The following is a 14,205-nucleotide window of genomic DNA, read 5'->3' on the forward strand; positions in this document are numbered from 1 at the left end:
GGAAAAAAGTAGTTGAATATAAATCAGCTTCAAAAGAGTTTTTATTCACAACAACAACCATTTTCTTATCTTTAACTGGATATTTTGTATTTTTATCTATAATATGGTGATATCTTTTACCGTCTATTTCTACATATGTTTGATAATCTCCAGAAACTCCCATACTCTGGTTATTAAGCTCCACAATTCCAAGTATCTCTGAAGGATTATTGGGATTTTGTATCCCTATTTTCCAAGGAGTTCCATCACCCTTTACACCTATCGCTTCTATACTGGATATAGCTGATATGAATCCACTCTTAACCCCAGCTGCTCTCAATTTTTCTCCAGCTTTTTTCACTGCGTACCCTTTTAAAAAAGATCCCGTATCTATTTTTATTCCATCTTTTCCAATTATAACGGTATTTCCATCCACTTTAACTTGAGAAAAATCAACATTTGATGCAGCATTTTCCAGTTCTAAATCACTTGGTAAACTCTCTCTTGGAAGAACATCTTCTGAAAATCCCCAAACAGTCATTAGAGGTTCCATAGTTATATCATATTTACCTTCTGATAGTTTATAGGCTCTATTTACCTCTGATAATAAAAAGATACCCTCCTCATCAAAATTAACTTTTTTATCAGTGTTTAAACGATCAACTAAACTGCCTTTTACTTTACTATTATATTTTGAATCTATTCTTTCAATCTCTTGAAAAGTCTTATCTATATCCTCTTTAGCCTTTTTTTCATCATTTGAAAACACCGAAACCTTAAAAAAAGTTCCAAAAGCAAATCGTTCCTCATCCACTCTTTTTACTTTTTTATCACAACCTATCAGTAACAAAAAAAGCAAAAAGAGTAGAAATATATTTCTACTCTTACTCATTTATTAAATCCTCCACTTTTTCACCAAAAGTGATTTTCCCATCTATAATCTCTCTGAAAGTTTTCTTTACAACTGTATCTTTCTTAGATACTTTCGTAAGTACTGGAGCTCCTTTACCAATCTCTCTCGCTCTTTTTCCAGCAGTTATTGTCAATGTATATTTATTAGGTATTTTTTCTAATAGTTCGTCATAAGTAATTACCTTTTTCATGATATCCTCCTAGTTTTTAGATTTTATAATTTTTACTAATTCATCACATGATTTTTCAACTGTATAGTTAATGATAGTTATATCGTAATCTTTCTCATATTCTAACTCTTTTATAGAGTTTTTTAATCTCAGTTGGATAGTTTCCTCACTATCAGTTTTTCTTCCTCTTAGTCTTCTCTCTAAATCTTCCATTGTTGGAGTTTTGAAGAATATTAAGTGAGCCTCTGGATAAACTGCTTTTACCTGAAGTCCTCCTTGAACATCTATCTCAAGAATAACATTTTCACCAGATGATAATCTTGATTCTACTTCAGATTTTAAAGTTCCATAGTAGTTAGTATGAACAGTTGCGTACTCTAAAAATTCATTGTTTTCAATCTTATTTTTAAACTCATCTACCGTTAAGAAATAATAATCTCTTCCATGTAACTCTCCCTCTCTTGGAGCACGAGTTGTAGCTGAAGTTGCCAAATTGATACCCAGCTGTTTTCTAACTATTCTACATATTGTTGATTTTCCAGCACCACTTGGTCCAGATACAATAAATAGTTCTCCCTTTTTCATTTGCATTCTCCTTTATTCTATATTTAGAGCTTGTTCTCTAATTTTTTCTATTTCATTTTTACACTCTACAATTAACTTTGAAATATCATATAAATTACATTTTACTCCTGAGGTATTTAACTCTCTAAAAATCTCTTGAAGAATAAAATCAATTTTCTTTCCTACTCCTGTATTTGTGGAATCCAACTCTATTTTTAATTGATAAAGATGACTTTCTAGCCTAGAAACTTCCTCTGAAATATCAGATTTATCAGTAAATAGAAGAACCTCTCTTAAAAGAGACTCATCATTAAATTCAATATCTGTTATTTTAGAAAGTCTTTCTAACAATCTCTCTTTATAGTTTAAAACTATACTCTCTTTTAGCATTTTTATCTCTTGTACGTTTTTTTCTATCACATCAATACATTGTAAAAAATAATTTTTCATTCTGATACCCTCTGCTTCTTTCATCTCAATAAATGAGTCCAGTAGCAAATGAAGGTTCTCTATTACAAAATTTTCATATTCTTTTTCATCTATCTCTAAATCATTTCTTCTAATGACATTTAAATTCTTAACTAATAAATCAAGTTTATTGCTAAACTTTTCATCATACTCATTCTCTATAGCATTTAAAACTTTCAAATAAGAAGCTGTCATATTCTTATCATATTCAAATAGATTATCAACTTCTCTTTTGTCTTGAAATTCAATTTTTAAATCTATACTTCCTCTTGTAACTCTAGAAGCAACCTCTGTTCTGATTTTATTTTCCAAAAAATTTAGCATATGAGGTGATTTTATTTTTAAATTTAAGTTTTTATTATTAACGCTTTTTATCTCCAAAGATATTGCATACTTCTCATTTTCAAAATATTCTTTAGAATATCCTGTCATACTTCTCATAACATCAACCTCTCATAAATAAAATGCTAAAATAGGCGACAAAGTCGCCTATTTTATTAGTCCTCTATCTCAACTGGAACTATGTTTTTATAAGCTTTATATCCAGTACCTGCTGGAATTTTCTTACCTATAATTACGTTTTCTTTTAGTCCCTCTAAGTAGTCTTCTTTACCTTCTATTGCTGCATTTGAAAGAACTTTTGTAGTCTCTTGGAACGATGCTGCTGATATGAAACTTCCTGTATTAACAGCTGCTTTTGTAATACCTTGAATTACAGGCTCATATTTGATCTCTGCTTTTCCTTCAGCTCTTAATCTATTATTTTCTAATTCAACAACTCTCTTCTCTACAACCTCATCCTCTAAGAATAATGAAGCTCCTGAGTCTACTATTCTTACTTTCTTAAACATCTGCTTAACAATAATCTCTATATGCTTATCGTTTACAGTAACTCCTTGGTCTCTATATACCTGTTGTACAGACTCTAGTATGAACTGCTCTGCTGCAACTAATCCTTTGATATTTAGAACGTCAAATGGCGATATAGCTCCATCTGTAATTTTATCTCCAGCTTTTATTAGCATTCCATCTGTTACAACTAAATGCTCTCCAACTGGAGCTAGGTATTCTCTAAAGTTCTCTGTATCAGAAGTTGATCTGATTATGATTACTCTCATACCTTTCTTCTTTCTACCAGTAACTTCAACTTTTCCATCTATTTCTGATAGAATAGCTTTACCTTTAGGGTTTCTAGCTTCAAATAGCTCCTGGATTCTTGGAAGACCTCCAGTGATATCTTTCGTACCTTCTCCCTCTTTAATGATCTTTGCTATAATCTGTCCTGTTCTTACTGATTCTCCCTCTCTAACCATTAAGTATGCTCCAAATGGTATTGAGTAACTCTCTTTTGCAGTTCCATCCTCATCGAATATAACTACTCTTGGGTTTGAATCTCCAGATTCCACTGTTTTTATAGCCATGTACTCTGTAACGTTATACTTCTCATCGAAGTTTTCTTTTACATATAGTTCTCTATACTCTATTCTTCCATCTTGGTTTGCAATAATAGGGATATGGTATGGATCAAATGTAACTAGAATATCTCCTGGTTTTACTTCTTGTCCCTCTTCAACTTTTAAGATAGATCCTGAAGCGATCTCATAATCATAGTTTCCTATTAGAATCTTAGCTGACTGAGAAACAACTATCTTCTCTTGAGTCTCTTGATTCTCTAGAACTTTTATATCTTTAAATACAACTTTTCCACTGTTTTCAGCTTTGATACTTGTTGCTGCCGCTGTTGCTGTGGCAACTCCTCCAGTATGGAACGTTCTCATTGTAAGCTGTGTACCAGGTTCTCCAATTGACTGAGCTGCGATAACTCCAACTGCTTCTCCTAGTAAGATCTCTTTATGGTTAGCTAAGTCCATTCCATAACATTTTTGACAAACTCCTTTTTCAAGGTCACATGTTAATGGAGATCTGATTTTTATTTTCTTAATCTCTAGCTCAGTAATTCTAGCGATTTGTTCCTTAGTGAACATCTCATTTCTTCTAGCTATTACTTCCCCTTCGTATACTACATCTTCAGCTGGTACTCTACCAATTAATCTCTCTGATAATTTTTCGATTACTTGTCCATCTGAAACTAGCTCTGCTACTTCGATTCCCTCATGAGTTCCACAATCAACTGAGTTTACAATAACCTCATGTGATATATCAACAAGTCTTCTTGTTAAGTATCCTGAATCGGCAGTTCTTAAAGCAGTATCTGCTAGACCTTTTCTAGCTCCGTGTGATGACATGAAGAACTCTAATACTGTTAGTCCCTCTCTGAAGTTCGCTTTGATTGGAACCTCTATGATTCTACCTTGTGTATCGGCCATGTTTCCTCTCATTGCCGCAAGCTGTCTCATCTGTGCAATAGATCCTCTGGCTCCAGAGTTCGCCATCATGTAAACTGGGTTAAATTGATCTAGTCCATTCATCATTGCATCTGTTACTTTAGATGTTGTCTCAGACCAAAGTGCTACAGTTTTTCTGTATCTCTCTTCGTTGATAATCTTTCCAGCCTTATAGTCAGCTTCAATCTCTGCAACTTTTCTATCCGCTTCTTCCAGTATTGATTTCTTACTTTCTGGAATCTCTAAGTCCTCAATTCCTACTGAAACTCCTGCGAATGTTGCATAGTGATATCCGAAGTTTTTAATATCATTTATTAATTCCGCTGTTTTTGTGAATCCATGCATCTCATATAACTTACCAATAAGTTTCTTTAATTGAGATTTTCCAAATGTTACATCATATTGCTTGTTCACTTCTGGTAACATCTCATTAAACATGATTCTTCCAGCAGTTGTTTTTATCATTTCACCATTTATTCTAACATTTACAATAGCGTGTGTATCTATGATATCTCTATCGTAAGCTGTTAAAACTTGTTCTTTATTAGAGAAAGATTTCCCTTCTCCTCTTGCACCTGGTCTATCTTTTGTCATATAGAAACATCCCATAACCATATCCTGAGATGGTACAGCTATTGGCTCTCCATTTGAAGGAGATATGATGTTGTTAGGAGCTAACATAAGAAGTTTAGCTTCCATTATAGCTTCAGGTGATAACATTAGGTGAACTGCCATCTGGTCTCCGTCAAAGTCAGCATTAAATGCCGAACATACTAGAGGGTGTAATCTTATTGCTTTTCCCTCTATTAATACAGGTTCAAAAGCTTGTATTGACAGTCTATGTAGTGTTGGAGCTCTGTTTAATAAAACTGGGTGATCTTGGATTACATCTTCAATTACATCCCAAACTTTATCGTCCGCATCTTCAACTAATTTTTTAGCAGTTTTTATGTTAGAAGCTAACTCTCTTTTTACTAACTCTCTCATTATGAAAGGTTTGTATAGCTCAAGAGCCATTTTCTTTGGAATTCCACACTGGTGCATCTTTAAAGAAGGTCCTACAACGATAACCGATCTTGCAGAGTAGTCTACCCTTTTTCCAAGAAGGTTTTGTCTAAATCTTCCTTGCTTTCCTTTTAACATATCAGAAAGCGATTTTAACTCTCTGTTATTTTGAGCAACAACTGGTTTTCCTCTTCTTCCATTATCAATTAGAGCGTCAACTGCTTCTTGAAGCATTCTTTTCTCATTTTTAACAACAATCTCTGGAGCTTTTATTTCTAAAAGTCTTTTTAATCTGTTATTTCTATTGATAACTCTTCTGTATAGATCATTTAAGTCAGAAGTTGCAAATCTTCCACCATCTAATTGAACCATTGGTCTTAAATCTGCTGGAATTACTGGAACATTCTTTAGAATCATCCATTGAGGTAAGTTTCCAGAGGCTATAAAGTCTCTAGTTATTTTTAATCTCTTTACTAACTTCTTTCTTTTTTGAGCTGAATTTACATCTTCAAGTTCTTTTTCTAACTCTACTCTTAACTCTTCTAAATCTATCATCTCTAATAGTTTTAAAATAGCTTCTGCTCCCATTTTTGCTTCAAACTGTTTTCCGTACATCTGTTTATATAACTTGTACTCTTTTTCAGTTATGATTTTACCAATTTTTAAAGTTGGCTCTTCACTAGCTGTTACTATATATCTAGCAAAATATAAAACTGATTCTAACTCTTTTGGAGAGATTCCTAAAATAAGAGACATCTTATTTGGAGTTCCTTTAGAATACCAAATATGAGCTACTGGGGCAGCTAATGCAATGTGCCCCATTCTTTCTCTTCTTACTTTAGACTTAGTTACTTCAACTCCACACTTCTCACAAACTAGTCCTTTATATCTCATTCTTTTATATTTTCCACATGAACATTCCCAATCTTTCGATGGTCCGAATATTCTTTCACAGAACAGTCCATCCATCTCTGGATTTAGTGTTCTATAGTTTATTGTTTCTGGTTTCGTAACTTCTCCGTACGACCACTCTTCTATCTTCTCTGGAGAAGCTAGTTTAATTCTAATCTTCTCAAAACTTTTAATTCCCATATTAAATACAAAGCCTCCTTAAATGAGATAAAGCTTTCATCTATCATCATATTCAATTTTACTTAAAATTAGTTTATTTGGTCAGATAAAGAAAACTCAACGATTGTTTCGTCTTTTCCTAACTCTTCGTTAACGTTAATTAACTCATTGTCAAAATCAAAAAGTTCTACATCTAGCGCTAAAGCTTGGAACTCTTTTAATAGAACCTTAAATGACTCTGGTAAATCTGCCTCTGGCATCTCTTCACCTTTTACAATTGCTTCATAAGTTTTTGTTCTACCTGTTACATCGTCAGACTTAACTGTTAACATCTCTTGAAGGATATTTGAAGCTCCATATGCTTCTAAAGCCCAAACCTCCATCTCTCCAAGTCTTTGTCCTCCGAATTGTGCTTTTCCTCCAAGAGGTTGCTGTGTTACTAATGAGTATGGTCCAATTGCTCTTGCGTGCATCTTATCTTCAACAAGGTGGTGAAGTTTTAACATATACATTCTTCCAACTGTTACTGGATTGTCAAATTTATCTCCAGTTCTTCCATCAAATAAAGTAACCTTACCTTTTCTTGGATATCCAGCTTTTTCTAAATAATCTTTTACTTGCTCCTCTGTTGCACCATCAAATACTGGAGTTGACAAGTATGTTCCACCATTTAATTTACCCATTGCCATTCCTAAGTGAACCTCAAGAACCTGTCCAATGTTCATACGTGAAGGAACTCCAAGTGGGTTGATTACAACATCTAAGTGTGTACCATCTGCTAAGAATGGCATATCCTCTGCTGGTAATACTCTAGAAACAACACCTTTGTTACCGTGTCTTCCTGACATTTTATCTCCAACAGTTATCTTTCTTTTTTCAGCAATAAATACTCTTATTGATCTATTTACTCCAGCTTTTAGCTCGTCTCCATTCTCTCTTGATAACTCAAGAACTTCAACAACTGTTCCTTTAGATCCATGAGGCATCTTTAATGATGTATCTCTTACATCTCTTGCTTTCTCTCCGAAGATAGCTCTTAATAGCTTCTCCTCTGCTGGTGGCTCTGATTCACCTTTAGGTGCTGTTTTTCCAACTAGGATATCCCCTGGTCCAACTTCAGATCCTACAACAATGATTCCTCTTGAGTCTAAGTTCTTTAATGCTTCCTCAGATACATTTGGTATCTCTCTTGTAATCTCTTCATCACCTAATTTAGTATTTCTAGCTTCTATTTCATATTCCTCTATATGGATAGATGTAAATACGTCATCTTTTCTTAATCTATCAGATATAAGAATCGCATCCTCATAGTTATATCCTTCCCAAGGCATGAATGCCATTAGAATATTTCTTCCTAGAGCTAAATCTCCACCTTTTGTTGCTGGTCCATCAGCTATTACTTGACCTAATTCAACCTCTTGCCCTAAGTCAACTAATGGTGTCTGATGTAAACACATAGCTTGGTTTGATCTTTCAAAGTTTAATAATCTATGTCTGTAAGCTTTTCCTTCTGCATCTTCGATAATAATCTCTTTTGCATCTACATAAGTTACTTTACCTTTTGCCTTAGCTGAAATTACTGCTCCTGAGTCAACAGCTACTTTTCTTTCAAGTCCTGTTCCTATAAATGGAGCTTCTGTTCTCAATAATGGAACAGCCTGTCTTTGCATGTTTGATCCCATCAGTGCTCTGTTGGCGTCATCGTGCTCAAGGAATGGTATTAATCCTGCTGAAACTGATACAACCTGTTTAGGCGATACATCTAAGTAGTGTACCTTCTCTCCAGAAATATTTACTATTTCATGTCCATATCTACATACTACGTCACCTAAAAGTTCTCCATTTTCACCAATCTTAGTATCCGCTTGGGCAATGAATAATCCTTCTTCTTCATCTGCTGCTAAGTAGTGGATGTTATCAAAGTTAGCAATTCCATTCTCTACTTTTACATATGGAGTTTCAATAAATCCATATGAGTTTACTTTAGCATATATTGCTAAAGATCCTATTAGTCCAATGTTTGGACCCTCTGGAGTCTCGATAGGACAAATTCTTCCATAGTGAGAATCATGTACGTCTCTTACCTCGAATCCTGCTCTTTCTCTTGAAAGTCCTCCAGGTCCTAATGCTGATATTCTTCTTTTGTGAGTTAATTCAGCAAGTGGGTTTGATTGGTCCATGAACTGTGATAACTGTCCAGATCCAAAGAAATCCAATACTAATGCATTTAGTGGTCTAGTGTTTAATAATGATTGTGGAGTTAATGTTTCAACATCCTGTATTGTCATTTTCTCTTTAACCATTTTACCCATTTTAGAAAGTCCAGCTTTAATCTGCATTAATAGTAACTCTCCAACCCCTCTAACTCTTCTGTTAGAAAGATTATCTATATCATCTGTATGTCCTTTACCGTTGTTTAAACTTATAACATACTTTATAGTTGCGATTACATCCTCTTTTGTTAATAGAATTTCATCTTCTGGAAGATCTAATTTTAATCTCTTGTTCATTTTGTATCTTCCAACAGGCTCTAAATCATATCTTTGTGGATTGAAGAACATCTGTTTAATCAAAGATCTAGCAGAATCAATTGTCACTAAATCTCCTGGTCTTAATTTCTTAAATACCTCTGTTACAGCTTCCTCTTTTGTGTCTCCAGTGTCATTTACTATTGTATTAGCAAATACTTTGTCCTCTGGTTTAACTTCCCATACTAAAATATTTTCTATTTTTAAATCTACTAAATCAAATATTACTGCTTCTGTAATTAATTGCTTAGTCTCAAATAAAATCTCTCCAGTCTCTTCATTAAATACATCCTCTTTAATAAAGCTTCCTTCGATTCTAGTTTTAAGTACGCTTATTAACTCCTCTTTATTTGAATATCTTGCATAATATTCTGATAAGTTAATCTCTTTTTCCTCTAAAAACTCATCCATTATCTCTTCATTTGTATCAAAGAAATCAACAGCTTTTAAGAATACAGTTGCTAGAACTTTCTTCTTTCTGTCAATTTTAACACTTAAGAAATCATTTTTATCAGTTTCAAACTCTAACCAAGTTCCTTTGTAAGGAATAATTTTTCCAGAGAACAGGTCTTTTCCTGTTTGAATATTAACTTCTTTGTTAAATGATACTCCTGGAGATCTATGTAGCTGTGATACAACAACTCTTTCAGCTCCATTTATTATAAATGTTCCTCTTTCAGTCATTAAAGGAACTTCTCCAAAATAAACAAGTGTCTCTTGGATTTCGTTTCCACTCTTTTTGTTAGTAAGTCTTAGTCTTACCTTTAAAGATGCAGAATAAGTCTTCCCTCTTTTCTTACATTCAAGCTCATCATTCAATGGAGCTTCCGCTTCATGTAACTCATAAGAAACATACTCTAATTTTATATCTCCATTTGAAGATTCAACAGGGAATATTTCTCTAAAAGCAGATTCTAACCCCTTATCTTTTCTGTTAAGTGGAGCCTCCTTAGCTTGTAGAAAATCTTCATAGGAATCCAGTTGGAATTCTAAAAAATGAGGCATAGTACCTCTTTCTTCGATTCTTCCAAAATTCAATCTTTCAACGAGTTTCCCCATCAATTCACACTCCTTACTATTTCATATAGTGATCAATACCTAATCTTTGGAAAATAAAAGCCTTTTTATTTTCAAAAGATTAAGTATTAACTTACTTTTAATAGATTTTTAATAATTTTCATTATAATGAGTAAAAAGGCACCCCATTAGAGTGCCTATTTTTTTTATTTAAGTATAACTAGTTGCTTAAGGCAACCTTGTAAGGGTTATTACTTAACCTCTACTGTAGCTCCAGCTTCAGTTAATTTAGCTTTTATAGCTTCAGCCTCTTCTTTAGAAGCTCCCTCTTTTAATGTTCCACCGTTATCTACTAACTCTTTAGCTTCTTTTAATCCTAATCCAGTAATTGCTCTTACCTCTTTGATTACAGCTATTTTGTTAGCTCCTGCAGAAGTTAACACTACGTCAAACTCTGTCTTCTCCTCTACAGCTGGTCCCTCAGCAGCAGCTACAGCTACTGGTGCAGCAGCAGTAACACCGAAGTGCTCCTCTAAAGCTGTTACTAATTCTCTTAACTCTAATACTGACATAGCTTCTAAATCAGCTATGAATTGCTCTTTATTGAATGCCATTATAAATCCTCCTTAAATTTTCCTAATTCTTTTTTTATTAAATCAATAATACTCTAAAATCAACAAGTGATTACTCAGCAGCTGCTTCTTTCTTATCAGCGATTGCCACAGTTGCGTAAGCAAGTTTTCTAACTGGTCCAAGCATTCCGTTAAGAACCATAGAAAGAAGTTGCTCTCTAGAAGGTAATTTAGCTAGTGCTACTACCTCTGCAGCTTCAACTCTCTTACCAGTTAATACTCCACCTTTTATAGTGAATATAGTTTTCTTAGCTTTTGCGTTTGCTTTTGCTTGAGCCGCTTCCACATCGTAAACTACCTTTGCTGGAGTTACTGGATCAGCATATCCGAATGCAAATGCAGTAGTCCCCTCTAGTAAATCATCGAATTTATCAGCGATACCAGCCTCAGCTAGTGCTATTTTGAACAGTCTGTTCTTAGCAACTAAGTACTCAGCTCCGTTTTCTCTCATTTGTTTTCTTAACTCAGTCTCTTGATTAACTTTAAGACCTTGATAGTCAACTAAAACGATTGATTGAGCTTTAGAAATTTTTTCAACTAATTCAGCTACAAGTTCCTTTTTTAATTGAGTTGCCATTATTGATTCACCTCCTCTTTTACTCTAAAATTACCTCCGCTCCAAGGTAGGAACGGAGGTTCTAAATCTAACTATTGAGGTTAGTGAATACCTTCTTCCAACCTCGGTAGGATATTTAAGACTTGCGTCACCTACGGTCTTTGGTTTGGATCTATATTTAATTATTTATCCAACTTTTTAAGTTATAATTTTACAACTTTATAATTATAACATATAATTTAAATTTTTGCAAACTTTAATTATGCATTTTTTGCAACTAAAACTGGGTCCATTTTAACTCCTGGTCCCATAGTTAAAGAAACTGCAACAGTTCTTAAGTATTGACCTTTAGAAGCAGATGGCTTAAGTCTTACAATCTCATTGATAAACGCAGTGAAGTTCTCTAATAAAGCTTCTTCAGAGAAATCAGCTTTACCGATTGGTGCGTGGATTGATCCTAACTTGTCTACTCTAAATGCAAGTTTTCCTTTCTTGAACTCAGATACTGCCGTTGCGATATCTGGTGTAACTGTTCCTGACTTAGGGTTAGGCATTAAACCTTTAGTTCCTAATATTCTTCCTAATCTTCCTAATTTAGGCATCATGTCTGGAGTTGCGATTACGATATCAAAATCGAACCAACCTTGTTGAATCTTCTCGATATACTCCTCTGCTCCAGCATAATCTGCTCCAGCTTCTAAAGCTTTCTCTATGTTAGCTCCTGAAGTTATTGCTAAGATTTTAACTGTCTTTCCTGTTCCGTGTGGAAGTACAACTGTACCTCTAACTTGTTGGTCCGCATGTCTAGGATCTACTCCTAATCTTAATGCAATCTCAACTGTCTCTACGAAGTTAGCAGTTCTTGTCTTTTTTACAAGTTCTAAAGCTTCTTTAACCTCGTATAGTCTTCCTTGCTCAACTAATTTAGCTATTTCTAGGTATTTCTTACCTCTTTTATTTGCCATTGAAAATTTCCTCCTCCTGTGGTTAAACGGATGTTTTCATCCTACCACTTAATATCACATAAATAAGAATTGACTTCTAATTAGTCCTCTATTTTGATTCCCATTGATCTAGCTGATCCAGCTATGATGTTCATAGCAGCTTCTATAGATCCAGCGTTTAAATCTGGCATCTTAGTTTCAGCGATTTCTCTTAATTTAGCTGTAGTAATTTTTCCAGCTACTTCTTTTTTAGAGTTTTGAGCTCCTGATTGAACTCCAGCTGCTTTCTTTAATAAGTCAGATGCTGGTGGAGTTTTTAAGATAAATGTGAAAGATCTGTCATTGTATACAGAGATCTCAACTGGGATGATCCATCCTGCTTTATCTTGAGTTTTTGCATTGAACGCCTTACAGAATTCCATAATGTTAACTCCGTGTTGTCCTAATGCTGGTCCTACTGGTGGAGCAGGGTTAGCTTTTCCAGCAGGTAATTGTAGTTTTATTAATCCGATTACTTCTTTTGCCATTGTTTAAATTACACCTCCATAAAATTGTGGTATTGATCTTGCGATCTCCCACTGGCTTAAAATAATTAAGCCTTCTCTACACTGTTAAGGTCAACCTCTATTGGAGTCATTCTACCAAACATCTCCATCATCACCTTAACTTTTCTATGTTCCATATCGATTTCAGCAACTTTTCCTTCTTGATTTTCAAATCCTTCAGAAAGAAGTCTAACATAGTCTCCTACCTCATAGTCAACTTTTATAACCTCTTTTAGTGCTTTCTCATCTTCATCATTTTTGTATCCTATAACAGAGAAGATATTTTCGACTTCATCATCTTCCATTGGAATTGGATCAGATCCTACTCCAACAAATCCTGTTACACCATTAGTATTTCTAACAACATACCAAGCATCAGAGTCTACTCTAAAGTTGATTCCATCTCCACTTTCCTCTCTAGTAGCTTCCATTTCTAGCATAACATAACCCGGAAACAGTTTTCTTGAAATAACTTTTTTCTTTCCTCTTCTCTCTTCGATAGTTTCCTCTTCAGGAACTAAAACTTTAGTTACTATATTAGATAAACCTAAAGTTTCTATCTTCTGTTCTAAGTCTGTTTTAACTTTTTTCTCATACCCCGAATAAGTATGAATCATAAACCATTTTTTCACTAAGCTTTTTTCCATTTTATCCTCCAAAGAGAGATACAAGCATCTTTAAAAGTCTTGAAGCAATTATATCGAAAACTCCTAAGTATATTCCTAAAAATATACTCATAGCAACAACCCAACAAGTTGCTGCAACAATCTCTTTTCTTCTAGGCCATTGAACCTTAGAATACTCTCTTCTTACATCGTTAATTAGTCCCATTTTGCACCACCAGTAATTTTAAATTTATAAAAAAATGGCAGGTCAAGAGGGAATCGAACCCCCAACCCTCGGTTTTGGAGACCGATGCTCTGCCAATTGAGCCATTGACCTGCATGTTGTTGCAAATTGAATCGTTTTTAATAATTAACTAAGAAGCGCTAACGCTTCTTAGATTAAGAATTACTTTTTAGTTTCTTTATGTAATGTTACTTTTTTGTCCCATTTACAGTATTTATTTAATTCTAATCTTTCAGTAGTGTTCTTCTTATTCTTTGAAGTACTGTAGTTTCTTCTTTTACACTCTGTACACTCTAATTGAATATTTACTCTCACTCTTTACACCTCCACTCATCTAACGGATATCACAAATCCTCCCATACCTTATAGCTTATTGTATGGTAAACAAGAGTTTCCTTATTTATTGCTTTCTTTTTAAGACATAGATGATAATACCACTTTTTTCTATTTTTGTCAACAGTTTTTTCTTTACTCTAAATAAAAAAAGATTGGCAACTTCCTATCCTCCCAGGGGGCTGCCCCCCAAGTACTTTCAGCGTTTATGGGCTTAACTTCCAGGTTCGAAATGTTACTGGGTGTACCTCCATAGCTATCGTTGCCAATCAATATTTAGTTTACTT

General features: G+C 34.1%; 13 protein-coding genes, 1 tRNA gene, 1 rRNA gene and 1 other annotated feature. All 15 genes read right to left on the bottom strand.

What is annotated here, in order from left to right; all coding sequences use genetic code 11:
• A partial coding sequence (locus tag ACMOUI_RS03510) for an FAD:protein FMN transferase (protein ID WP_418964363.1) occupies positions 1-829 on the bottom strand: 829 nt, incomplete at its 3' end.
• Between the two features lie 34 nt (positions 830-863).
• Positions 864-1,082: a DNA-directed RNA polymerase subunit omega gene (gene rpoZ, locus ACMOUI_RS03515; RefSeq protein WP_418964364.1), complete on the bottom strand. Its 219-nt coding sequence runs from the start codon at positions 1,080-1,082 to the stop codon at positions 864-866.
• 9 nt (positions 1,083-1,091) lie between these two features.
• A complete protein-coding gene (gene gmk / locus ACMOUI_RS03520) occupies positions 1,092-1,646 on the bottom strand; it encodes a guanylate kinase (RefSeq protein ID WP_418964365.1) in 555 nt (184 codons plus the stop codon).
• Between the two features lie 12 nt (positions 1,647-1,658).
• The gene (locus tag ACMOUI_RS03525) at positions 1,659-2,534 is read right to left on the bottom strand and encodes a YicC/YloC family endoribonuclease (RefSeq protein ID WP_418964366.1); all 876 of its coding nucleotides are present in this window, start codon (positions 2,532-2,534) and stop codon (positions 1,659-1,661) included.
• Between the two features lie 56 nt (positions 2,535-2,590).
• A complete protein-coding gene (rpoC, locus tag ACMOUI_RS03530) occupies positions 2,591-6,535 on the bottom strand; it encodes a DNA-directed RNA polymerase subunit beta' (protein ID WP_418964367.1) in 3,945 nt (1,314 codons plus the stop codon).
• Between the two features lie 68 nt (positions 6,536-6,603).
• On the bottom strand, positions 6,604-10,101 hold the full coding sequence (gene rpoB / locus ACMOUI_RS03535) for a DNA-directed RNA polymerase subunit beta (RefSeq protein WP_418964368.1): 3,498 nt from the start codon (positions 10,099-10,101) through the stop codon (positions 6,604-6,606).
• 209 nt (positions 10,102-10,310) lie between these two features.
• Complete coding sequence (gene rplL, locus ACMOUI_RS03540) at positions 10,311-10,673, bottom strand: 50S ribosomal protein L7/L12 (RefSeq protein ID WP_418964369.1); 363 nt, start codon at positions 10,671-10,673, stop codon at positions 10,311-10,313.
• 70 nt (positions 10,674-10,743) lie between these two features.
• Complete coding sequence (gene rplJ, locus ACMOUI_RS03545) at positions 10,744-11,268, bottom strand: 50S ribosomal protein L10 (protein WP_320314547.1); 525 nt, start codon at positions 11,266-11,268, stop codon at positions 10,744-10,746.
• An 18-nt stretch (positions 11,269-11,286) separates the two neighbouring features.
• Positions 11,287-11,430 (bottom strand) — a sequence feature (ribosomal protein L10 leader region).
• 77 nt (positions 11,431-11,507) lie between these two features.
• Positions 11,508-12,212, bottom strand: coding sequence for a 50S ribosomal protein L1 (rplA, locus tag ACMOUI_RS03550; protein WP_320314548.1), 705 nt, complete (start codon positions 12,210-12,212; stop codon positions 11,508-11,510).
• Between the two features lie 80 nt (positions 12,213-12,292).
• Complete coding sequence (gene rplK / locus ACMOUI_RS03555; RefSeq protein ID WP_418964370.1) at positions 12,293-12,718, bottom strand: 50S ribosomal protein L11; 426 nt, start codon at positions 12,716-12,718, stop codon at positions 12,293-12,295.
• Positions 12,719-12,783: 65 nt separating this feature from the next.
• Entirely contained in the window at positions 12,784-13,383 is a 600-nt protein-coding gene (gene nusG / locus ACMOUI_RS03560) for a transcription termination/antitermination protein NusG (RefSeq protein ID WP_418964371.1), read from the bottom strand.
• 1 nt (position 13,384) lies between these two features.
• Positions 13,385-13,567, bottom strand: a complete 183-nt coding sequence (secE, locus tag ACMOUI_RS03565) for a preprotein translocase subunit SecE (protein ID WP_418964372.1) — start codon at positions 13,565-13,567, stop codon at positions 13,385-13,387.
• A gap of 35 nt (positions 13,568-13,602) precedes the next feature.
• Positions 13,603-13,678: transfer RNA gene (locus tag ACMOUI_RS03570), tRNA-Trp, on the bottom strand.
• A gap of 69 nt (positions 13,679-13,747) precedes the next feature.
• Positions 13,748-13,900: a 50S ribosomal protein L33 gene (rpmG, locus tag ACMOUI_RS03575; protein WP_023051526.1), complete on the bottom strand. Its 153-nt coding sequence runs from the start codon at positions 13,898-13,900 to the stop codon at positions 13,748-13,750.
• Positions 13,901-14,071: 171 nt separating this feature from the next.
• Positions 14,072-14,188 (bottom strand): 5S ribosomal RNA (gene rrf, locus ACMOUI_RS03580).
• Between the last annotated feature and the right edge of the window lie 17 nt (positions 14,189-14,205).

The organism is Cetobacterium sp. (genome assembly GCF_048470075.1).
Lineage (GTDB): Bacteria > Fusobacteriota > Fusobacteriia > Fusobacteriales > Fusobacteriaceae > Cetobacterium_A.

Coding starts and splice junctions, on each gene's coding strand:
- rpoZ (WP_418964364.1), bottom strand. CDS start 1,082: ATGAAAAAGGTAATTACTTATGACGAACTATTAGAAAAAATACCTAAT.
- secE (WP_418964372.1), bottom strand. CDS start 13,567: ATGGGACTAATTAACGATGTAAGAAGAGAGTATTCTAAGGTTCAATGG.
- ACMOUI_RS03525 (WP_418964366.1), bottom strand. CDS start 2,534: ATGAGAAGTATGACAGGATATTCTAAAGAATATTTTGAAAATGAGAAG.
- rplL (WP_418964369.1), bottom strand. CDS start 10,673: ATGGCATTCAATAAAGAGCAATTCATAGCTGATTTAGAAGCTATGTCA.
- rplK (WP_418964370.1), bottom strand. CDS start 12,718: ATGGCAAAAGAAGTAATCGGATTAATAAAACTACAATTACCTGCTGGA.
- rpoB (WP_418964368.1), bottom strand. CDS start 10,101: ATGGGGAAACTCGTTGAAAGATTGAATTTTGGAAGAATCGAAGAAAGA.
- nusG (WP_418964371.1), bottom strand. CDS start 13,383: ATGGAAAAAAGCTTAGTGAAAAAATGGTTTATGATTCATACTTATTCG.
- rplJ (WP_320314547.1), bottom strand. CDS start 11,268: ATGGCAACTCAATTAAAAAAGGAACTTGTAGCTGAATTAGTTGAAAAA.
- rpoC (WP_418964367.1), bottom strand. CDS start 6,535: ATGGGAATTAAAAGTTTTGAGAAGATTAGAATTAAACTAGCTTCTCCA.
- gmk (WP_418964365.1), bottom strand. CDS start 1,646: ATGAAAAAGGGAGAACTATTTATTGTATCTGGACCAAGTGGTGCTGGA.
- rplA (WP_320314548.1), bottom strand. CDS start 12,212: ATGGCAAATAAAAGAGGTAAGAAATACCTAGAAATAGCTAAATTAGTT.